Genomic DNA, 20,709 nt, shown 5'->3' with positions numbered 1-20,709 from the left:
TATTGAATACGGTCTCATACACCATAAACAAACATTATGAAAAAGCTATTAGTTTTAACCTTAGGAATAGGATTTATTGCAGCAAGCTGCGGAACAAAAGAAAAACAGATGTCATCTAGTAACACAGATTCTACAATGGTCGATACAACTATGCAAGTTGCGCCACCTGTAGCAGATACGATGACAACGACCATGCCAATGGACTCTGCGAAAGTCGACAGTATGGCGGCTCCTGCAAGCAGATAAAAGTCTAATTGTAAAAATGGAAAGTCCGCAGATAAAACTTCTGCGGATTTTTTTATATTTGAATAACAAATAAAATAAATTACTATGAAAAAATTATGGATAGCAGCAATTTCAGGATTGCTTTTTTTAGCAAGTTGTGCCGACAAAAAGGAAAACAGAGAAGAATTTAAAACTGATCACAACAAAGATTATATGCGAAACGATCTGGGAGATTCTGCAGTAGCAAATTCAGAACAGAATGCTGGTGATACTACAAATCTTGCCAATGATACGCTTAAAAAACCAACAGATTACAAAAGCAAAGAATCAAATCCCAATACGAAGGTAGGAGGTTCAAGATAAGTAAAATCCACAGCTTTAACTGTGGATTTTTATTTCGTTTAATTCACTTTATTTAATGCTGAACTTATGTATTGAATTATTAATAATTTTATAGCCATATATTCACATAATTATTACATTTGTATTCAATAAAATATTTCATGAAAAAAACAGCAATATTATCATTCCTATTCTTCGCAGTAATTGCATTCGGACAGGGAATTAAATTTGAAGAAGGTAACTTTAAAAGTCTTTTGGCTAAGGCTAAAAAAGAAAACAAACTTATTTTTATAGACGCATATGCCGTGTGGTGCGGACCTTGTAAACTGATGGTGAAAAATATTTTTCCACTAAAACCTGTCGGTGATTATTATAATGCCAATTTCATCAATGCCAAAATCGACATGGAAAAAGGTGAAGGTATAGATCTGGCGAAAAAATACAACGTAAGAGCTTTCCCTACTTATCTTTTCATCAATGGTGATGGCGAAGAGGTTCACAGAACTTTGGGATATGTAGAAGAGAAAGATTTTATTCAGTTTGCGATGGATGCAGGAGATCCTAATAAAAGACTTACGGCGTTGAAGCAAAAATTTGAAAACGGAGAAAAAAATCCTGAATTTCTGAAAAATCTTGCAGGTCTTACCATTTATAATGATGCAGATTTTGCAGGAAAAGTTTTAGACCGTTATTTCAGCGCAAAAACAACCTTAGATCAGGAAGATGTTCAGATGCTTCTTTCAGGAACTCAGAGCACTGAAAGTCCGTTGTATAAGATTTTCCAAAATAAAAAAGAAGAAATCACTAAAGTTTTCCCTGCTGACCGATATGATATGTTCGACAAGAATGTAAAGCTGAATACGATCATGAAAAAAACGTACAGCGCTGATACAAAAAAATGGAATGACGCTTACTTTTACACTGAAACTCAAAAGTTTTTAACAAAAGAAGAATCTGAAAAATTACTGAAAAGAGCAAAGTCGAACAGAGCTTTAAAGGACAAAGATTTTGCTACATACGAAAAAATGACTCTTGATCTTTATAAAGATTATTCTGCTGCAAGTTCAGAAGAATTAAATTCATTAGCATGGAATTTCTTTGAAAACGTCAACACAAAATCTTCTCTTGAAACTGCTGTAAAATGGGCGCAGGAATCTGTAAAGAAAAAAGAAGAGTATGCAAACACAGATACACTTGCCAATCTTTACAATAAAATCGGTGACAAGAAAAACGCTAAAATGTGGGCAGAAAAGTCTGTTGCATTAGGAAAAGCTGCTGGTGAAGATACTGCAGAGACAGAAAAAATATTGAAGAGTTTATAAAAACTACTTTAATCTAAAATAATAAAAAAATCCGCTGAAATTTATTTCAGCGGATTTTTTTATTATTGAGTAGTAATAAGTTTCGTCAGTTCGAGTAGCGAAGCGTATCGAGAACCTTCGGTTAAATCATGTAAATTTTTCGATACAGTTTTTAAAAACCTACTCGAACTGACGCAAATTACGAAGTACCAAAGTAAATCCGTCAGTTCGAGTGTATTTCGGAGCAAAGCGAAGAAAATCTATCGAGAACCCGTAATGATAAGCAATCTAAAAATCACAAATCTCATGATACTGTTTTCTTTAAAAAAACCTTACTCTAAATAACGCAGTATTTTAAATCTTTAGTAATATTTATTTAATATTGAAACAAAACACTTCCCCAGGTAAATCCGCTACCGAAAGCCGAGAGAAGAACCAAATCTCCTCTTTTTACTTTCCCTAATTCTATTGCTTCGCTCAACGCAATCGGAATAGAAGCAGCAGTTGTATTTCCGTATTTTTGAATATTATTATGTATTTTTTCGTCAGGTAATCCAAACTTCTGCTGAACAAACTGAGCAATTCTCAGATTTGCCTGATGCGGAATAAACATATCGAGATCTTCAACGGTTTTTCCGGCTTTATTTAAAGCTTCCATCATCGTTTCAGGAAATCTTGTCACGGCATGTTTGAAAACGAAATTTCCGTTCATGATTGGATAGACTTCCTTATCCGTTACATTTTCCGGTTCTTTTCTCATTCTGTCGCTCCAGCCATATTTTGAACCCGGAAACTGCGTACATAATTCGTCTGCATATTTTCCTTCCGAATGCATATTCATGGCTAAAATATCTCCTGCATTTTCATCTTCGGTTGCAGAAAGTACAATCGCTCCTGCCCCATCCCCGAAAATTACAGAAACTCCTCTTCCCTTATCTGAAAAATCGAGCCCGAAAGAATGAACCTCGGCACCTACAACCAAAATATTTTTATAAGTTCCAGATTTAATAAAAGCATTGGCAACACTCATTGCATACACAAAACCGGAACACTGATTTCTCACATCCAAAGCTCCGATAGTATCACAACCCAACATATCCTGAAGCAAAACTCCGCAGCCCGGAAAATAATAATCCGGTGAAAGAGTTGCAAAAACAATGTAATCTATATCTTTTGAAGTTAAACCAGCCTGTTCTATCGCTTTCTCTGAAGCCTTGAAACCTAGAAATGTTGTAGTTTCCTGAGCGTCATTTCTATTGATTCTGTGTCTTCGCTCTTTGATGCCGGTTCGCTCGGTGATCCAGTCATCATTTGTGGTCATTAATTTGGCTAAATCATCATTGGTGACAACATGATCCGGAACGTGAAATCCGATCCCTTTTATTGTACTTTTAATCATATAGTTTGTTTAATTTTGGTAAAGATAAAACTTTATTTTACACATCGTTTTTTAAAATTTATAGTATTTTTACTTTATGCCTATTAACACAATTTACAGAGATTCGGGATGCGAATGGATAGACGTAGAGGCTCCTACGGACGAAGATATGAAGTACCTTCATGAAAGATATGAAATAAACAATCTGCTTTTGGAAGATACTTTAGACCCTAATCATTTACCAAAATATGAAGAAGACGGAAACGTAAAATTTTTCCTGTTGCGGGAAAGCACCGAGCTTGAACGCAAAAACCTCAACACCATAAGTGACATCAGTACTAAAATAGGAATTTTTCTTTTGGAGAAAACCATCATTACAGTACACAGGATGAAGGCAAAAAGTATTACGGAAACAAAAAAACAATTGGCAGAAAGTCAGGATAAGGTACATACTCATAAAATTGCGCTGATGATTTCTCTCGTCATTATGAAAAGTTTTGATGATGAAGCGATCAGCCTTTTTGAAACGATGGATAATATTGAAAACGAAATTTTCCTAAAAAACACCAATCATACCAATCAAATCAGAAGATTGTATAAACTGAAAAGAAAATCGGGTTTAAATTCCAGAGTTTTAACGATTTCAAATGATGCCATCGATAAATTTAAAGTGCTCGAATTGGAGGATTCTGAAGTAGTCGATTTAAAGGACAAACAGAAAGACGTGGTTGCCGATTTTGATCATCTTAATATTCAGATTACCAACTTAATTTCGATGTTTTTGGCATTATCTGATCAAAAAGCCAATCAGGTGATGAAAGTTTTGGCAATTTACTCGGTTTACTTTTTACCGATCACCTTTATTGCCGGTTTATACGGTATGAATTTCGACAATATGCCGGAACTTCATACCAAACACGGTTATTTTTATACGTTGGGATTAATGGCTGTGATTGTGATTTGTACGTTTATTTATGCTAGGAGAAAACAGTGGTAATTCATTTTAAGTTATAAATATTGTTTGTCATTCATTAGGAATCTAAATATAATAATCTCTCGCTGCTTAACCTGATTTAGCTGATCGCATGATCAAAAAAGATCTGCGTTATCTGCAAAATCTGCGAGAAAAAACAAAACGCCAAACCAAAATCATGAAACCCGAAATTCTTCAACAAATCCTTGATGACGATGTACTTTCCCAGGAATCAAAGGAAAAGCTTAAAGCTTTGCAGGTAAATATTAGTAAAAAGGAGTTTTCGGACATTCTTGATGCTGAAGGAAATCAGTATATCGAATTCGTACAGGAAGGTGGCGGCGTTTGGGGAAGTGCATTGGTCGGATATCTTTATGCCTTAGAAATCTTCGGAATCAGGTTTCTGAAAATTGCAGGAACGAGTGCCGGAGCCATCAACACTATGTTGATCGCAGCTTGTAAAACAAAAGAGGAAGCTAAAGCAGATGTTATTAAAGACATTCTTTTCAACTGGGATTTTTCAGATTTTATGGATGGTAAACCGTATGTGAGAACCACCATTCATGCGATGCTTAACAATAAAAATTTCATTAAAATTAATTTGATGATCATTGTTGCGATTATGCTGATTTTGGTTGCACTGCCGTTTATTATTTCGTCTGAAACAATCCTTAATGCTAAACTATTATTTTTAGTTCCGCTGATCCCTGTTATTATTGGATTTTTCTGTTTTAAAAAATTTTATAATGATTTCACGAAAAGCAACAGCGGACTGAACCCCGGAAATGTTTTTCTGAAACAAATGACCGACGTGATGAATGGATTCGGAATTAAAACTGTCGCCGAACTCAACGAAAGATTTATTCAGAAAGAAGACAAAATGAATCTCAATTACCGCTACGGAAACGGTATGGAATTTTACACAAACGCGCTGAACGGAATTGAGGATATCAAGATGAATAACCTCGAGCACATCGATGAAACCCGCTATCGCATATTCTTCGAAAGTGCCGAAAATAATGATTATTACAAAAACAATCCTTTTTACCAACTTCAGACAGAATATATTGTCATTACCACCGACATCAATACAAAGATAAAAGTCGAATTACCGACAATGGCGAATCTGTATTGGTCTGAGGAAGAACTGAAACATAGTAATCCGGCAGAGTTCGTGCGAGCATCAATGTCTGTTCCTTTCTTTTTTGAACCAATGCAAAAACTCATCAATAAGGATGATGATTCTGTAAAATACGCCTGGAAATTCTGGATGAATACTCAAAAAGAAGACATCTACCCTGTCGGAATTTTCATCGATGGCGGTACACTATCCAATTTCCCGATCGATCTTTTTCACATGAATGATATTTTTTATCCGCGACTTCCATTGTTTGGGGTACAACTCACAAGTGATTCTGAAATCTTAGGTGAAAAAGGAAAAACCAGCGAACAAATCCTAAAAACTCCCCTCTCCTATGCCGGAAATATCATCGGAACTTTAAAAAATTTTAATGACAAAACTTTTCTGACTAAATACTCTTTCTACAATCTGTACAGCATCAAAACCGTCAATTGCGGAACAAGCAGCTGGCTGAATTTCTTTATGAAAAGGGAAGAAAAAGAACAGCTCTTTAACGCCGGATTTTCTGCCGCTTTAGATTTTCTCAATCAATTTGACTGGGCACAATATAAGTGCGAAAGAATGATGGTTGCGATGAAGGAGAAAAAGATTTTGAAGGAGGAGGATACGAAGACGGTGGGGTAAGTTCTAAAAAAATTATCTTATAAAGCAAAATCACTTTCTAAAGACAAGTAGATTTATTTTTAATGAATTATTTAGTAAACATAAAAAAATGGATAGTAACAAGATTGGAATTGAGGGTGAACAAGCAGTAAATGAACTAGCATTTAATACATATTTGAAATATTGGTGTTTTCCAAATCCAAAAGATGATTTTGGAGACAAAAAGGAAATTTGTGATTTACTAATATGCTTTCAAAACCATCTTTTGATAATATCCATTAAAAATTATTCTTTTAAAGGAAATTATGAAAGGTACTTCAAATCTACTCTTGAAAAAGCTGTTTCACAAATCCATGGCGCAGAACGAAAACTCTTAAAAAAAAATTCTAATGTAAAATTTAGTCATCCTGAGACTGGGATTTTTGATTTAAATCCAAATTCTTATGACAGTGTTCATCGCTTAATTATAAATATTAATACTGTACCTTTATTTCATCCTGGTGGCATTGAAACAAAAAATCAAGAATTCTGTCATATTTTCAATTGGAATTCATTTCTTGGAATAGTAAATGAACTTGATACAATCCCAGATTTTATAAATTATTTAAACAAAAGAGAAGCAACTTTTACAGGGAAAGAATTTATTATGATATTAGGAAATGAGGAAGATTGGGATACGGAAACGAATGACTCTTTTTTTAAATATAACAAATCACTTATTAACGAAAACAAACATTTTATTCTTTTTTCTGGTAGTGAACTTGACTTGTTAGCAGACTATTTTTTTAATGAAAGAAATTTTAGTGAAAATCTCTGTTCAAATGGTGTGAATGGTGCATTTATCCAAATGGACGGCAAATGGCAAAATTATTTATCACGAAAAGAAGTTGAAAATAAAAAGAAAGAAGATCAAATAAGTTATTTTGTTGACGAATTTGTAAAACGAGAAGTTCTCTATAAAGGAGACTCCAATAATATTAAAATTGCAACAGAATTACTCTCATTAAGTCGTTTTGAAAGGAGAATTTTTGGGCAAACCTTTTTTGAGTTTTGGGGTAGATACAAAGAGGAAAATGGTTATTTTGTTGCTAGAAGATACGGAACAGTTAATGATATTGTATTTGCTATGGTTCTTCATGGTAGTAATATGAAGCACGAACACATTATGATTTCAATGCAATTGGCAGCTGAAGGATTTTGCGTTTGGAATAATTATAAATCAAAAAAAATTGTTCTTATTTGTACTTCTAATAAACTAACAGACTTTAAATTTGGAATGATTGAAAATATTGAACCATTTCCAGAAGAAGAAGAATTAGAAATAACCAAAAATTTAAAAGTGTTTAATTGGTTTCAAAATATTGAAAATATAATTATAAATTTTAAGGAGTATCCAAAATAACACCCAATAAAGGAAATTTACAATCTGTGTTAATTATTACAAAACAACAATATTTTATCTTCACGGAACAATATATAGTCACGCATTTCAAATCTGCGACATCAAGCTCATTAAAATTAAATAACAATCCATGACCACAAAAATAAACCTCAGAGAATCTCTCAACCTACCCAATTCAGAAACAACCACTCCCGCAGAAATATTTCAAAATGAAACATTACGTCCTGTTTTAAAACTGCAGAACGATCTTTACCTGTCGCTGTTTACAAACTATGCAATGCGACAAAAAGCAGATTTCCCTACGTTATCATCTTTCAAAAAGCAAACATTTATCGAGCAAAGCCTGCAAAAAGATGCGGTCTTGAAAAACACGTTCATTGGCATGACAATCGGAATGTTCACTTTGGAGGAACTGGAAATATATCAATCTGACAGCAAAGTTTTCAATAAAAGAATTATCACCATGCTGATTGAAAGGTTGAAGAGTCAGATGAAATAAAAATTCTGCCTCTACCTCAACTTTTCCTCCACATAGGATCATGTTTCAAAATTTCCTCATTCACCGCACAATTTTCATCATGAGCGCCTTTTAAAAAACCGATGCTCATCAGAAACTCATTTACTATTTCTCCACCTGTGAATTTGAATGTTTTCTTGAATATCTTCATCCATTCCTGTAAATCTTTTGGATGATGATGCTCCAGCCATTTTTCGAATGAGCCGAATTCTTCCTGCAGTTTGAGGATGGTTTTGGCATTTTCTATTGCCGCATTTACTTTCAGCTTATTTCTGATAATTCCGGGATCACTTAATAGTCTTTCACGGTCATCTTCGGTATAGGTTGCAACTTTTTGAATATTAAATTGATCATAAGCTTTTCTGAAACCTTCTTCTTTTTTCAAAATAGTTTCCCAACTGAGACCTGCCTGATTGATTTCCATAATCAATCTTCCAAACAATTCGTTATCATCATGAATTGGAAAACCATAATGATTGTCGTGGTATTTTTTGTGCAGCTCTTTTCTGCTTTCAGGCTGCATGTTTTCGATTGCGGAACAATAGCTCATGGTGATAATTTTTAGATAAACTTTTAAGTAGGACAAAGATACTGTGTGATTTTGACAACCGTTAGTCAGCACCGATAAAATTTTTCAGCTTTAATTAACAATTCTCAATAAATATCTCCCTCGCTTAGGATGATTATGAGTAAATTTGTTAATCATCAATCATAAAAACAATTCACTATGAGAAATTCAATTTTTCTATTTGTACTTTCATTGATAAGTTTCGGAACGTTCTTTCAAGCTCAAAAAATTGGTGATGGGGAAACTGTAGATGTTAACGGCCTGCAGGTAAGTTTAAATATTACCAATAAAGAAAGTGTACAGGTTGGCGGAAAACCTTTTGACCGCTACAAAGTTTCAGCTTCTGTCAAAAACTCGTCAGACAAATCGTATACTATCAGATTAACTTCTTACCCGCAAATTGTTTTAGACACAGGCATTGTAGAGCTTGACTGTGTGAACGCTACGGGAGCAAAACTGACATCGAAGAAAATTCAGCTTAAAATGAAAACTCAGATGATTAATGTGAGTTATTCTGCCTATGACAAATCCGGAAAATCTGTTTCTAATGTACTTCCCGTAATCGGCAGTTACTATTTTGACTCAGGAGATATCATTAGCGACAATGCAATTTTCATTGTTCCTTCAGGAGAAAAACCGGAAGTAAATGTAAGAGCTTTGAGATAAACTAAAAAAACCTCTGAAAATTTCAGAGGTTTTATTTTTAGTGTACGCCACTTAAATCTATTTTTTCTTTGCTTTTTCTTTCTTTTATAAATAAAATAAAAGGGATACAGACTAAGAAAACTACTCCGAGATAGAGAAATACATCCATATAAGAGAGTACTGTCGCCTGCTTTGTGACCGTGAGATCCAAAACTTTGTAAGCGGCATTCATTGCGGCGTCGGGCGTCATTCCTTTAGCAATAAAATTAGCTTTCAAACCTGCTAAACGTTGCTGAACATCGAGACTGTTACTGTCTAAGTGAGAAATTAAATTCACCCTGTATTTCTGACTTGCGTTGGCAATAAATGTAGTGATTGCAGCAATTCCGAATGATCCTCCCAGCTGTCGCATCATCCCTGTGAATGCGGCTCCCTGACCAATTTCCTGACCTTTTAAAGTACTTAGGGAAAGCGATGTGATTGGAATAAACAGTAAACCAAGTCCCATTCCGCGGACGATCAGCATCCAGAAGAACGCTTCTTTACTGGTATCAGGTGTTAATATTTTGTAACCCCAAAAACTGTAAATAAAGAAGATGAATAATCCTAATGAAACCAGAATCTGCTGTTTTGCACCTTTGGAAAGTAGTCTTCCGATAATTGGCATCATAAAAGCCGTTGTTAAGGCCGCAGGAATCATCAATGCTCCGGATTGTAGTGCCGTCCATCCTAAAATACTCTGTGTATATAAAGGAACGATAAATGTTGAACCATACAAACCAAACCCTAAAACGAAAGACATCACGGTTCCTATTCTTAAATTTCCATTCTTCAAAACTCGAAGTTCTACAATTGGATATCTGAAAGTCAGCTCTCGCCACAGGAAACATATAAATCCTAAAACGGCTGTCGTTGTAAAGGTGACGATCATTCCGCTTTCAAACCAATCTTCTTCATGACCTCTTTCCAGAATAAACTGTAAAGAACCTACGGTTAAAGCCAACAGCATAATTCCTAGCCAGTCAACATCCGAAGCTTTTCTTTTCTCAGAAAATTTCGGACTTTTCACAAACTGTAACGTCATTAAAGTCGCAGCAATACCGATCGGAATATTAATATAAAATATATACGGCCAGCTAAAATTATCGACAATATATCCTCCCAACGGCGGACCCAATGTAGGGCCTATAATTACTCCAAGACCATAAATCGCCTGAGCCATGCTTCGTTTTTCCACCGGATAAGATTCGGTAATAATTGTCTGCGAAGTTACGAGTAATGCTCCACCTCCGATTCCCTGACAAAGTCTGAAAAACACTAGTTCCCAAATGTTATCGGCGTTCCCGCAGAGAAATGAGAAAATAGTGAAGATTACAATAGAAGCGGCAAAGTAATTTCTTCTCCCAAACTGCTGGGACAGCCAGCTTGTCATTGGCACAACGATTACGTTACCAATTGCATAAGCTGTAATCACCCAGCCTACTTCAGAAAGTGTGGCTCCCAGATTACCTTTCATCTCGTTGAGGGCAACGTTCACAATCGTGGAATCCACAATTTCAAGCAAAGCACAAAGAATTGCCGTGATCGTGATGATCACTCTTCGGGCTCCATATTCTACTAATGAATCTTGCATTTAATATTTAATTTAAAGATTAAAAAAATTAAAGAATTAAAAGATTACTAACTTGCATAATATTATTTTATCTGTCCTGTAATCTTTTAATGTTTGAATCTTTTAATTATTTAATCTACTTTAAAGAAACTTCTGCTTTCACATTCATTCCTGTTCTTAATCTTTTTGCAATTTTGGGATCCAATTTTACAAAATCAATTTTAATAGGAAGTCTCTGAACCACTTTTACGAAGTTTCCACTTGCATTGTCCGGAGGCAAAATTGAGAATGTAGAACCTGTTGCCGGAGAGAACGAACTAACAACTCCTTCAAATTCTGTATCAGGAAAAGCATCAATTTCAATTTTCACTTTTTGACCTTCTACCATTTTTGCAACCTGAGTTTCTTTAAAGTTAGCAATTACCCATTTCTGATCATTTTTGATAAGGCTGAATAACTGGGATCCTGCCTGTAAAAACTGACCTGCCTGAATAGGAACTTTTCCCACAAAACCATCTTCCGGAGCTGTAATTACTGTGTAAGAAAGATTTAATCTTGCACTTTCAACATCTACTTCTCTCTGTTTTGCTACAGAACTTGCTACAGAAATTTGTTGTGAACTTGCTTCTGTCTGTGAAGAAGCGATCCCTGTTTGCTGGGCAATTTGATTTCGTGTATCTACCAAAACCTGTAATTGCTTATCCGCAGACTGTTTTGCTGCCAAAGCCTGCTCATACTGTTGCTCAGTAATCGAATGATCTTTAACTAAAACTGAATATCTTTTTAAATCCTGAGAAGTTTTCCAGACATTTACTTTTGCAGCTTCAATTTGCGCATTGGCAGTTGCCACCGCAGCTTGTGAACTGTTGATATTTTTTGAAGTCGCATTAGTAGATGATTGTGCAGAAGAAATATTGCTTTTCGCCGTAGACAAAGCTGCCTGAGCCTGTTCCAAAGCCATTCTCTGATCTTTATTATCTAAAATCACCAAAGTATCGCCTTTTTTGACAAACTGATTATCTTTTACTTTTACTTCTGCTACATAACCTGAAATTTTCGAAATCACAGGATTGAGGTTTGAAGCAATTTGAGCATCGTCTGTTTCTTCGTGAACCTGCCCGTAAGAATAAGTTCTATAACCGTAGATCCCACCTACAACGATGATGACCGCTAAAATGATTGGGAAAACTAAACTTTTTTTCTTTTTCGGTTCAGTTGCTTGAGTATTGTTATTTTCCATTTGGATATCGTTCTGTTTATTTGATTGTTAAGGTTCCTGTAGTCTGTAATAGTTTTCTGTATGCCAATGCTGCATCTGCTTTTGCATTAATCACACCTACGTTTGCTGCAATTTGTGCTGCATCAGCATCCAAAAGTTCGGTCATTGTTGCCAAACCGTTGTCGTATTTATTTTTTGTAATTCTGTAGTTTTCATTCGCCTGAACAGCGGCTTTTTCGAAAACAGCAATTCTTTTTTTAGAATAGTCTGAATTTTGATATTCTCTGTTGACTTCTAATTTAATATTATCATTCATCATTTCGTTGGTAGCCGACAACTGCATTTCTCTAGCTTTAGACTGCTTCAAGGCAGAATTTTCTTTCCAAAGATTTGATAAATTATAAGAAACACCTACACCAACATTTACGGCATTGTAAATCGTTAAAAATTTTGGAATATCTGCCGCAACATAACCACTTGTAAAAGCAATAGACGGAAGATTTTCTGCTTTGGCCGATTTCGTTCCGAGTTCTGCTGCTTTTCTCTGCTGGTCTAATGCCTGAAGATCTTTCCGGTTTTCTCTTGCTTCATTTAAATAAAAATCAACAGGTTTTACATCATCTGCTTCGTCGATATATTGCTGATCGACTTCAATTTCGGTCGCTTCAGTAAGTCCTAAAAGGAGATCCATATTGATATTGGCAATATTGTAATTATTTTTTGCTTCTAAAAGTTGTAATTCGATATTTGAAGTCTGAAGATTTGCTTTTAAACGGTCATTTCTGGCAATCACACCATTATTTTCCAGTTTAAGAAAAGTCTCATCTCTTTTTTGTGAAGCAGAAAGGTTTTCCTCTAAAACTTTAATTGACTGATTGGCTTTAAATAAATTATTGTACGCCTGAGCAACGTTATAAGCAATAGCCACTTTGTCGTTTTCTGTACTCAATTTTGATGCTTCTACCAGATATTTTGCAGACTGAATACCGTACTTAATTCTTCCACCACTGTAAATCGGAACACTTAAGTTTGCTGATCCATAAGCAACCTGATGAACTTCCGGACCTCCAGCCGTTGCAACTCCCGGAATCTTCAGATCAATATTCGGTTTTAATGGAAGATAAAGATAGGTTCCTGAAATTGAAAGATCGGGAAGCTGTCTGTTTTTTGCGGCCAAAAGATCTGCCGTCGCTTCTTCTATTTTAGCTGCGTCAATTTTTAAACTTTTGCTGTTTTGGATTCCCAACTGTACGGCTTCATCGAGGCTGAGTTGTTTTCTTTCCTGAGCATTTGCATTTGCGATTCCTAAGAATAAGGAAAGAGCAATAACTGAGTTATTTATTCGCTTCATAACCTAAAAGGTCTTTTAAAATATGTTTTATATGTTTATTGAGTTCTGTGTAGTATTTCTCATCAAAAACCTCCTCATTTTCTGTATTGTTTAGAAATTCTTTGTACATTTCTTTACCATTAAAGGCATAAAACAGAGTTCCGCTTACGGTGGAATGCAACAAGTAAATAGGCGGGTTTTTTGTGAAAATACCTTTTTGAAGACCGCTTTCTAAAATTTTTGAATACATCGCAATAAAGCCAAGTTTAGTCTGTTTCAGAAATTCTACAATCTGAGGATTTTCTGCATGAAGCTGCTCTCGCTGCATGATTCTATAAAAACATTTTTGATGTCTTACTCTGCCAGAAAACTGGTCTATAATCTTTTCAATTTTTTCCCATTCGTCAATATCTGTTCTTTCGAGAATGTCTTTTGAGAAAAACTGACTTTCGTTCATTCTATACTCTAATAATTTCTCATACAGCATTTCTTTTGAGCCGAAATAATAAGAAATCATAGAGATATTAACGTTCGCTGCTTTAGAAATTTCTCTCGTTGAGGTTCCTTTAAAACCGTACTCAGCGAAAAGTTTCTCAGCAGCAAATAAAATATTTTCTTCTTTTGAAATCATCAAGTTTCATTTTGAAGCGGCAAAGATAAGCAAGATTTGGATAAAATCAAACGATTGATTGGTTTTTAATTAAAATTTAATAAATCTTAATTTTCTTGTTGATCGTACTTTATTTATAAAAAAAAGACTCAGAATAATCTAAGTCTTAAATGATAATGTGTTATGAATTTTTATGAATATATCTTGAAAGTTTAATTCCAAGATCTGTCCAGACGATTTTAGGATTTCCGTTTCGGGTTAAATGATGATCTGCAGCATTGATTTCCTCCAAAATACTGATGATATTGGCACCACTGATAAATTTCGAGAAACCATTCCAATTAAATCCGTTTGCATCAATTTTTTTATATACCAACTCTTCAGACTGATAATTCTGAAGCAAGGCCAATCTGAAAATTTCAGAAGCATAATTTAGAAAATTCTTTTGCTTTTCTCTGTTCCATCCGGCAATCTCTTTTGCCCAGACGATAATATTTTTCAGAAATTCCGGTTTCTTTTTTACCTGAAAGGCATCTCGCACCCACTGAACGAAAAGTCTTTCAAATTCGGGATTTTTGATCTCGGCATTCAAAAGTTTAATCGCCTCATTTAAATTTCCCTGTGCCTCGTGAGCAACCATTTTCGCCTGATCATCGGAAGCCGAAAATTGATTTTTCAGGTGATCCATTAGATCTTCATCAGCTATTCTTGGCACCTCAATGATCTGAGTTCTTGATATAATTGTCGGAAGAATATCGTCTGTACTTTCAGCTGTTAAAAGAATGATCGTTTTTGCGGGCGGCTCTTCTAAGAATTTAAGAAATTTGTTTGAAGCCGCAACATTCATTTTATCGGCTCGCCAAACGATAAGAATTTTGGTTCCGCCCTCAAAACTTTTTAAAGCAAATTTCTGATTCTGATCATCAATTTCATCTGCCGAAATAAAAAGCTGCTTATTTTCTGAATCCAAAAATGCCGTCCAATCGTCGTAGCTTGCATACGGCGATTCTAACATCATTTCGCGGAACTGCTCAAATTTATTTTTACTCAGAGAATTTTTATTGTCGGTAAATACAGGAAAACTGAAATGCAGATCAAGATGATTCAGATGTTCTACTTTTGAGGCAGCGTGCTCATTTTCGCGTTTAAGAATTTCTTTTGCATAGGCTAAAACCAAAGGCATCGTTCCGTAGCCTTCTTTTCCTACGAAAAGCTGGGCGTGGCTCACTCTGTTTTCGGCAATGCTGTCTCGAAGAAGTTTTTTAAGATTTTCCTGTCCGGCGATGTTTTCCCAATTCATGTTTCAAAGATAAAAGAATTTTACAGAAAATTAAATTGGTCAAATATCAATTTTACCTCGAAAGCAAATGACGAATCTAAAAATTGACAGCAAAGCTTATTTAGATTGACAAATCACAGCGAAATCCCCTTAACAAACTTTAACCTCGGTAAATTTTTACAATTCATTAATATTTAAGATATTTGCGCATTATTTTAAAAATCTAGAATGAAAAAAATTTTTGTACTGTCATTCATTTCTGTTGGGTACTTCCTTAACGCGCAAAGTTTGAGCAATTCACCTTATGCAACTTATGGAATTGGTGATGTAAAATATGATAATACGATTGAAACTTCCTCAATGGGAGGTATCTCAACTGCTTATATTAGTGACTTTACAAGTAACTTTAATTTCGGAAATCCTGCGAATAACAGCAATTTCGAACTGACAAGCATAAAACTTGAAGCTACAAACGAGAATAATTACTTTAAAACTGATTATAACAATACAAAGTCTACCAAACATTCTACGTATTTATCTAATATCTCATTGGCATTTCCTATTTCTTCGAAAATCAAAATGGGATTATTGTATCAACCATATAGCTCAAAAAGCTATGACATCATCAATACAGAAACCAGAACAGAGGAAATAACAGGTCAGCAAACCATTATCGGTAACCGTTTTAGAGGCAGCGGAACTTTGAACACTGCACAGGCCGCATTATCTTATAAAATTAGTCCTCAGTTTGCTGTTGGTGCACGTGCCAATTTCTATTTTGGTAATCTTTATGACACCAATGAAATTACGACATCAAATGCTGAATTAATCAACGGATACGAGACAAAAAACACGATCAAGAATTTTAATTTCACCTTGGGTACAAGTTACCAAGCACTGAACACAAGCACAGATCGTAAATTTACACTTGGTGCAACTGCTACCTTCGGGAACACAAGTAATATGACTACAGAATATCTGAACAGCACATATTATTATACAGATGGCGAAGAAAAAGCCGGACAAAAAATAATCGATCAGAAAAGTACAAATTCTAAAAACCTTCTTCCTTTACAGGCATCTGTGGGTGTAGGTTACGGAAGCGAAAACCAATGGTTTGTATCTGGGCAGGTTGATTATAAAAAAGGAGAAACCATAAGTTACTTCGGAAATACATTTGATTTTAACGATTCTTACAGAATATCTGCCGGTGGTTGGTATTTACCAAACTATAACAACTTTAGAAGTTATTTCTCGCGAGTAGTCTATCGTTATGGTGCGTTTTATGAAAAAGGAAACCTGAAAATTGCCGGAACAGACATCAACAAATTTGGGATTTCTGCGGGAGTAATGCTTCCTTTCAAAACCAGCAGTATTACAAGAATGAGCGGTCTGGAGATCGGAGTTGAACTTGGAAAAAGAGGAACTCTGAAAAATAATCTGATCAATCAAAATTATGTAAATTTAAAAGTAGGATTCAACTTTGCTGACAAGTGGTTCAGAAAATCTCTTTACAACTAAGATGAGTTTGATTTCAAACATATCATATAAAAATATAGCATACCTTTTTAGTTGTGCTATATTTTTTGTGCTCATATCGTGCGAGGAAGATCTTACCAAGAAAAACGAAAACCTAAGCAAAAATTTCCCTTCGCAGATCATAAAAAATGCGAAAATCATTCAACGAGATTCCGGTTTTGTGAAATTGAGGGCGACGGCACCTATTATAGAAAAATATGAATTGATCGACAGCCAATATACAGTTGCCAGAAAAGGAATGAAAATTGAGTTCTTCGATAAGAAAAAGCCAAAAAATCCTGGTAATATTACTGCAAAATACGCTAAAATCTATGATTATAAGCAGTTTTTTGAAGCTCGGGGAAATGTAAAAATCCTTACGAGTGACGGACAGAGATTTGCCACACAAAGCGTTTTTTGGGATCAGAGAAAGAAGAGAATTTACACAAGAGATACCGTTTATGCAACTATGGAAGACGGGTCTACTCTTGTACATGCTAACGGAATGACCGCAAAAGATGACTTTTCAGAATACACTTTCTATAATAATTCTGGTGATCTTGACATCAGTAAGACAAAAATTGCCGAGTCTAAAAGATAAATAATAATAATGAGTACTTTTCATGCAATCGGATTGATGTCGGGAACAAGCCTGGATGGTTTGGATATTTGTTTTGCGAGGTTTGAAAAAGAAAATTCTATCTGGAAATTTCAAATTTTAAAGGCTGAAACTGTTTCCTATTCGAAAGAAGTTGAAGATCAACTGAGAAACCCTATTCATTTATCTGCTGAAAAACTTTTAGAACTGCATTCCGAATATGGATTTTATCTAGGAAGAGCGGTTAAAAATTTTATCACAAAAAATAAAATTGTAAATATTGACGTGATTTCTTCACACGGTCATACTGTTTTTCATCAACCACAAAAAAAATTCACTTTACAAATTGGCGACGGCCGCGCAATCAAGATAGAAACTGGCTTATCTGTTGTTTACGATTTTCGTTCACAGGACGTTTTAATGGGCGGAAACGGAGCTCCGCTTGTTCCGATCGGGGATGAACTTCTTTTTTCTCAATATGACGCATGCCTCAATCTTGGAGGATTTTCTAATATTTCATTAAAGCTAAACAATGAGAGAATTGCATTTGATATTGCTCCCGTCAATATTATTTTAAATAATCTTGCTGAAGATTACGGCCAGAAATTCGATAAAAATGGCGATTTAGCAAGGAAAGGAAAGATAATTACAGAATTACTGAATAAACTGAATTCGATCGAATTTTACAGCCAATCGCATCCGAAATCATTGGGAGTAGAATGGTGTAATGAAAACATTTTTCCATTATTTGCCAATTTAGATTCAATGGATGTTTTGGCTACTTTTACCGAACATTCTGCAGAACAGATTTCAAAAGTTTTGAATCAATATCAACTTGAAAAAGTATTATTTACGGGCGGCGGAACTTACAATTCTTATTTAATTGAAAAAATTAAGGAAAAGACAAATTCGGAAATCATTGTTCCTGAAAAAGAAATAATCGATTTCAAAGAAGCACTCATCTTTGCTTTTATGGGAGTCTTAAGAATAAATAACGAAATCAATGTACTTTCTTCCGCAACGGGAAGCATTTCAGATCACAGTTCCGGCATTATTGCATAAAAAAAACCTTCATTTCTGAAGGTTTTTGATCTTATTTATAAGCTTCAATCTTATCTGTCAATGTATTAATGAAATTCTGAAGCGGTTTCTCAACCATCATTTTAATGAAAGGATTAAATTTTCCTTCAAAAAGCATCTGAACTTCTGTCTGATTTTCACTTAGAGATTTTAGAGTTGCCGTAAGAGCAAAATCTAAACTGGAACTTGCAGACTTCAGCACAGCCTTTTCTTCTGTAACTTCGTCAATCTTTAAAGCGATTTCGGGCATTCCCTGAAGTCCGAATTTGAACCCATCTTCTCTGCTTTCAAACTTCTGAAGACCATCTGGCATAAAATTTTTGTAATTTTCCGGTGTTCTCAGCAAATCAGATAACTCTTTAGATGATTTATTGACAATAATTTTTCGTCCTTCTAAATTCATTTTTTTATTTTTGTATTTAAATTCTTACAAATGTATAAAGTTTTTGTGAACGAAAAAAAATTATTACTCTCTAAGCAGTCCGAAGACTTAGAAAAAACTCTGAAATATGAAAGTTTCACAACTTTAGAGATTGCGCTTGATCTTCTACAGAATACATCAGTAAAAGAACTGAATGTTTTTGGAGAACAGATCGACGAAATATGGGAAGAATTTAGAAAGCTTTTCAGAATCATTGAAGCAGCCGGAGGTATCGTCAACAGACCAAACGGAGATATTCTTTTCATTAAAAGACTCGGGAAATGGGATCTTCCAAAAGGTAAAATGGAAAAAGGCGAATCTCGTGAAGAATCTGCAGTGAGAGAAATTGAGGAAGAAACCAACCTGCAAAATGTTGAACTTTTAGATTTCATCAACACCACTTATCATATTTATATTGAGAGAAACGGCGACAAAGTCTTAAAATACACTCATTGGTTTGAAATGAATTTTGACGGTGAAGACACTTCAAAACCTCAACTGGAGGAGGGAATTACCGAAGTTGCATGGAAAAATACTTCACAGATAAAAAGCGAAGTCTTCCCAAGTACTTTTAAGAACATTCAATTGATTATTAAAGAATTCTGGGAAACCAAGACTAAATAAAATCAATTACTTTTTCTAGCGAAATACCTCTCGAAGCTTTTAACAAAACATTTTCAGATTGAATTTTGTTTGCTTTCAGGTATTGAATCAATTCTGAAGTATCTTCAAAAGATTGTGATGAATCATTGACTGCCTTAAAATGTTTTCCTACTGTAATAATTTCGTTAAAACCAAGATCATGAGCCGTTTTTAGAATGTTCATGTGCTCAATTCTGCTTTCTTCTCCCAGTTCCAGCATATCACCAATGATAACGGTTTTTGTGCCTTCAAATGTTATAAAATTATAAAGAGAAGCAATCATTGAACTCGGGTTTGCATTATAAGTATCTAAAACCATCGTTTTATCATCTATTTTTACAAGCTGAGAGCGCATATTCGTTGGTGTATAATTTTCGATCGCATCTTTAATCTGATCTACTGAAACACCGAAATGCAGCCCAAAACTAACTGCTGCACAAAGATTTGTAAAATTATAATCACCCGTAAGTTGAGATAGAGCTTTTACATCCTGATAATCTACTCCTACAAAATGCTCATCTGAAAAAATTTGGAAAAAATAATCTGAGGTAATTTTTCCAAAAGTAATTTTTGGATCATAATCAATAGTTTTTTCTACCTGAATATGATCATTTTCGTTTATTATAATTGTTCGCTTATTTATTTTAAGATAATCGTACAATTCAGATTTTCCTTTAATTACGCCTTCAAGACCTCCAAAGCCCTCTAAATGTGCTTTACCAAAATTGGTAATATACCCGAAATTTGGCTTTGCTAAAGTACATAAAAGCTCAATTTCCTTTTGATGATTGGCTCCCATTTCAATAACCGCCATCTGATGCTCTGGTTTAATTGATAAAATAGTGAGCGGAACACCGATATGATTATTTAAATTACCGTAAGTATACTGCACATTAAATTTTTGCGAAAGTACGGCATGAATCAGTTCTTTGGTGGTCGTCTTACCATTGCTTCCAGTGAGACCGATAACTGGAATTTCCAGTTGATCTCTGTGATATACTGCAAGTTTTTGAAGAAACTTTAAAGTTGAGGGAACGTAGAAAATATTTCTATCCTCATTTTCAAAATTTTTATCTTCAACAATTACTGCTAAAGCTCCACTTTCAATTGCTTTCTGTGCTGAAGATGCCGCATTGAAATTATCTCCGGAGAAGGCGAAAAAAATATCACTAGAACTGACTTTTCTACTGTCAATCGTTACTTTTTCTGCCTTTAAAAACAAAGGATAAAACTGTTCTACATTCATGTATCAAAAATAAAAAAACCTCCCGAAAAATCGGGAGGTTTTTTGTAAGTATTTTGAAA

The 20,709-nt window shown here is 34.7% G+C and carries 21 protein-coding genes; 12 read left to right on the top strand and 9 right to left on the bottom strand.

The window, feature by feature from the left end; all coding sequences use genetic code 11:
- Positions 1–36 precede the first annotated feature (36 nt).
- From PGH12_RS17660 to PGH12_RS17650, 3 genes are all read left to right on the top strand, one after another.
- Complete coding sequence (locus PGH12_RS17660) at positions 37–246, top strand: cytochrome C551 (RefSeq protein WP_267598797.1); 210 nt, start codon at positions 37–39, stop codon at positions 244–246.
- Between the two features lie 84 nt (positions 247–330).
- A complete protein-coding gene (locus PGH12_RS17655; RefSeq protein WP_267598796.1) occupies positions 331–588 on the top strand; it encodes a hypothetical protein in 258 nt (85 codons plus the stop codon).
- A gap of 140 nt (positions 589–728) precedes the next feature.
- Positions 729–1,889, top strand: a complete 1,161-nt coding sequence (locus PGH12_RS17650; RefSeq protein ID WP_267598795.1) for a thioredoxin family protein — start codon at positions 729–731, stop codon at positions 1,887–1,889.
- 355 nt (positions 1,890–2,244) lie between these two features.
- Here the strand turns inward: PGH12_RS17650 and PGH12_RS17645 are convergent, their stop codons facing one another.
- Positions 2,245–3,267 (bottom strand): 3-oxoacyl-ACP synthase III family protein, encoded by a 1,023-nt coding sequence (locus tag PGH12_RS17645; protein ID WP_267598794.1) that lies wholly within the window; start codon positions 3,265–3,267, stop codon positions 2,245–2,247.
- 76 nt (positions 3,268–3,343) lie between these two features.
- Between PGH12_RS17645 and PGH12_RS17640 the strand changes: the two genes are divergently transcribed.
- The 4 genes from PGH12_RS17640 to PGH12_RS17625 all read left to right on the top strand — a co-directional run bounded on the left by PGH12_RS17640 (position 3,344) and on the right by PGH12_RS17625 (position 7,864).
- Positions 3,344–4,243, top strand: coding sequence for a magnesium transporter CorA family protein (locus PGH12_RS17640; protein WP_267598792.1), 900 nt, complete (start codon positions 3,344–3,346; stop codon positions 4,241–4,243).
- Between the two features lie 154 nt (positions 4,244–4,397).
- Entirely contained in the window at positions 4,398–5,984 is a 1,587-nt protein-coding gene (locus PGH12_RS17635) for a patatin-like phospholipase family protein (RefSeq protein WP_267598790.1), read from the top strand.
- 88 nt (positions 5,985–6,072) lie between these two features.
- Positions 6,073–7,365 (top strand): hypothetical protein, encoded by a 1,293-nt coding sequence (locus PGH12_RS17630; protein WP_267598789.1) that lies wholly within the window; start codon positions 6,073–6,075, stop codon positions 7,363–7,365.
- Positions 7,366–7,495: 130 nt separating this feature from the next.
- Positions 7,496–7,864, top strand: a complete 369-nt coding sequence (locus PGH12_RS17625; RefSeq protein ID WP_267598788.1) for a glyoxalase — start codon at positions 7,496–7,498, stop codon at positions 7,862–7,864.
- A gap of 16 nt (positions 7,865–7,880) precedes the next feature.
- On the opposite strand, the gene PGH12_RS17620 is transcribed toward PGH12_RS17625, so the two are convergent.
- Positions 7,881–8,432: a DNA-3-methyladenine glycosylase I gene (locus PGH12_RS17620; RefSeq protein ID WP_267598787.1), complete on the bottom strand. Its 552-nt coding sequence runs from the start codon at positions 8,430–8,432 to the stop codon at positions 7,881–7,883.
- A 177-nt stretch (positions 8,433–8,609) separates the two neighbouring features.
- On the opposite strand from PGH12_RS17620, the gene PGH12_RS17615 reads away from it, so the two are divergent.
- On the top strand, positions 8,610–9,116 hold the full coding sequence (locus PGH12_RS17615; protein WP_267598785.1) for a hypothetical protein: 507 nt from the start codon (positions 8,610–8,612) through the stop codon (positions 9,114–9,116).
- A 37-nt stretch (positions 9,117–9,153) separates the two neighbouring features.
- Here the strand turns inward: PGH12_RS17615 and PGH12_RS17610 are convergent, their stop codons facing one another.
- The 5 genes from PGH12_RS17610 to PGH12_RS17590 form a co-directional block, all read right to left on the bottom strand.
- The gene (locus PGH12_RS17610; RefSeq protein ID WP_267598784.1) at positions 9,154–10,728 is read right to left on the bottom strand and encodes a DHA2 family efflux MFS transporter permease subunit; all 1,575 of its coding nucleotides are present in this window, start codon (positions 10,726–10,728) and stop codon (positions 9,154–9,156) included.
- A gap of 115 nt (positions 10,729–10,843) precedes the next feature.
- Positions 10,844–11,947, bottom strand: coding sequence for an HlyD family secretion protein (locus PGH12_RS17605; RefSeq protein WP_267598783.1), 1,104 nt, complete (start codon positions 11,945–11,947; stop codon positions 10,844–10,846).
- A 16-nt stretch (positions 11,948–11,963) separates the two neighbouring features.
- A complete protein-coding gene (locus tag PGH12_RS17600; RefSeq protein WP_267598782.1) occupies positions 11,964–13,277 on the bottom strand; it encodes a TolC family protein in 1,314 nt (437 codons plus the stop codon).
- Complete coding sequence (locus tag PGH12_RS17595; RefSeq protein ID WP_267598781.1) at positions 13,261–13,887, bottom strand: TetR/AcrR family transcriptional regulator; 627 nt, start codon at positions 13,885–13,887, stop codon at positions 13,261–13,263. Before PGH12_RS17595 ends, PGH12_RS17600 begins: the two co-directional genes overlap by 17 nt.
- Positions 13,888–14,047: 160 nt before the next feature.
- Positions 14,048–15,166, bottom strand: coding sequence for a DNA polymerase III subunit (locus PGH12_RS17590; protein WP_267598780.1), 1,119 nt, complete (start codon positions 15,164–15,166; stop codon positions 14,048–14,050).
- A gap of 207 nt (positions 15,167–15,373) precedes the next feature.
- On the opposite strand from PGH12_RS17590, the gene bamG reads away from it, so the two are divergent.
- From bamG to PGH12_RS17575, 3 genes are read left to right on the top strand one after another with little or no spacing between them, the layout of a single operon-like run.
- Positions 15,374–16,666: a BamG family beta-barrel-assembly machinery protein gene (gene bamG, locus PGH12_RS17585; RefSeq protein ID WP_267598779.1), complete on the top strand. Its 1,293-nt coding sequence runs from the start codon at positions 15,374–15,376 to the stop codon at positions 16,664–16,666.
- Between the two features lies 1 nt (position 16,667).
- Complete coding sequence (gene lptC, locus PGH12_RS17580; protein WP_267598778.1) at positions 16,668–17,264, top strand: LPS export ABC transporter periplasmic protein LptC; 597 nt, start codon at positions 16,668–16,670, stop codon at positions 17,262–17,264.
- Positions 17,265–17,273: 9 nt separating this feature from the next.
- Positions 17,274–18,323 carry an anhydro-N-acetylmuramic acid kinase gene (locus PGH12_RS17575; RefSeq protein ID WP_267598777.1) on the top strand — a complete coding sequence of 350 codons (1,050 nt, stop codon included), beginning with the start codon at positions 17,274–17,276 and terminating at the stop codon, positions 18,321–18,323.
- Positions 18,324–18,354: 31 nt separating this feature from the next.
- Here the strand turns inward: PGH12_RS17575 and PGH12_RS17570 are convergent, their stop codons facing one another.
- On the bottom strand, positions 18,355–18,744 hold the full coding sequence (locus tag PGH12_RS17570; RefSeq protein ID WP_267598776.1) for an SRPBCC family protein: 390 nt from the start codon (positions 18,742–18,744) through the stop codon (positions 18,355–18,357).
- 30 nt (positions 18,745–18,774) lie between these two features.
- On the opposite strand from PGH12_RS17570, the gene PGH12_RS17565 reads away from it, so the two are divergent.
- The gene (locus PGH12_RS17565) at positions 18,775–19,386 is read left to right on the top strand and encodes an NUDIX hydrolase (RefSeq protein WP_267598775.1); all 612 of its coding nucleotides are present in this window, start codon (positions 18,775–18,777) and stop codon (positions 19,384–19,386) included.
- Here PGH12_RS17565 and PGH12_RS17560 read toward each other — a convergent pair.
- Complete coding sequence (locus PGH12_RS17560) at positions 19,379–20,650, bottom strand: UDP-N-acetylmuramoyl-tripeptide--D-alanyl-D-alanine ligase (protein ID WP_267598774.1); 1,272 nt, start codon at positions 20,648–20,650, stop codon at positions 19,379–19,381. The two genes, PGH12_RS17565 and PGH12_RS17560, sit on opposite strands and share 8 nt — an antisense overlap.
- Positions 20,651–20,709 lie beyond the last annotated feature (59 nt).

Origin of the sequence: Chryseobacterium sp. CY350 (genome assembly GCF_027945075.1) — a bacterium.
Classification (GTDB): domain Bacteria; phylum Bacteroidota; class Bacteroidia; order Flavobacteriales; family Weeksellaceae; genus Chryseobacterium.
Note: the sequence above shows the minus strand (reverse complement) of the source record. Positions and strands in the feature narration are given on the sequence as shown.

Coding starts and splice junctions, on each gene's coding strand:
- PGH12_RS17600 (WP_267598782.1), bottom strand. CDS start 13,277: ATGAAGCGAATAAATAACTCAGTTATTGCTCTTTCCTTATTCTTAGGA.
- PGH12_RS17565 (WP_267598775.1), top strand. CDS start 18,775: ATGTATAAAGTTTTTGTGAACGAAAAAAAATTATTACTCTCTAAGCAG.
- PGH12_RS17575 (WP_267598777.1), top strand. CDS start 17,274: ATGAGTACTTTTCATGCAATCGGATTGATGTCGGGAACAAGCCTGGAT.
- bamG (WP_267598779.1), top strand. CDS start 15,374: ATGAAAAAAATTTTTGTACTGTCATTCATTTCTGTTGGGTACTTCCTT.
- PGH12_RS17645 (WP_267598794.1), bottom strand. CDS start 3,267: ATGATTAAAAGTACAATAAAAGGGATCGGATTTCACGTTCCGGATCAT.
- PGH12_RS17660 (WP_267598797.1), top strand. CDS start 37: ATGAAAAAGCTATTAGTTTTAACCTTAGGAATAGGATTTATTGCAGCA.
- PGH12_RS17605 (WP_267598783.1), bottom strand. CDS start 11,947: ATGGAAAATAACAATACTCAAGCAACTGAACCGAAAAAGAAAAAAAGT.
- PGH12_RS17655 (WP_267598796.1), top strand. CDS start 331: ATGAAAAAATTATGGATAGCAGCAATTTCAGGATTGCTTTTTTTAGCA.
- PGH12_RS17595 (WP_267598781.1), bottom strand. CDS start 13,887: ATGATTTCAAAAGAAGAAAATATTTTATTTGCTGCTGAGAAACTTTTC.
- lptC (WP_267598778.1), top strand. CDS start 16,668: ATGAGTTTGATTTCAAACATATCATATAAAAATATAGCATACCTTTTT.
- PGH12_RS17650 (WP_267598795.1), top strand. CDS start 729: ATGAAAAAAACAGCAATATTATCATTCCTATTCTTCGCAGTAATTGCA.
- PGH12_RS17620 (WP_267598787.1), bottom strand. CDS start 8,432: ATGAGCTATTGTTCCGCAATCGAAAACATGCAGCCTGAAAGCAGAAAA.
- PGH12_RS17610 (WP_267598784.1), bottom strand. CDS start 10,728: ATGCAAGATTCATTAGTAGAATATGGAGCCCGAAGAGTGATCATCACG.
- PGH12_RS17590 (WP_267598780.1), bottom strand. CDS start 15,166: ATGAATTGGGAAAACATCGCCGGACAGGAAAATCTTAAAAAACTTCTT.
- PGH12_RS17570 (WP_267598776.1), bottom strand. CDS start 18,744: ATGAATTTAGAAGGACGAAAAATTATTGTCAATAAATCATCTAAAGAG.
- PGH12_RS17615 (WP_267598785.1), top strand. CDS start 8,610: ATGAGAAATTCAATTTTTCTATTTGTACTTTCATTGATAAGTTTCGGA.
- PGH12_RS17630 (WP_267598789.1), top strand. CDS start 6,073: ATGGATAGTAACAAGATTGGAATTGAGGGTGAACAAGCAGTAAATGAA.
- PGH12_RS17625 (WP_267598788.1), top strand. CDS start 7,496: ATGACCACAAAAATAAACCTCAGAGAATCTCTCAACCTACCCAATTCA.
- PGH12_RS17640 (WP_267598792.1), top strand. CDS start 3,344: ATGCCTATTAACACAATTTACAGAGATTCGGGATGCGAATGGATAGAC.
- PGH12_RS17560 (WP_267598774.1), bottom strand. CDS start 20,650: ATGAATGTAGAACAGTTTTATCCTTTGTTTTTAAAGGCAGAAAAAGTA.
- PGH12_RS17635 (WP_267598790.1), top strand. CDS start 4,398: ATGAAACCCGAAATTCTTCAACAAATCCTTGATGACGATGTACTTTCC.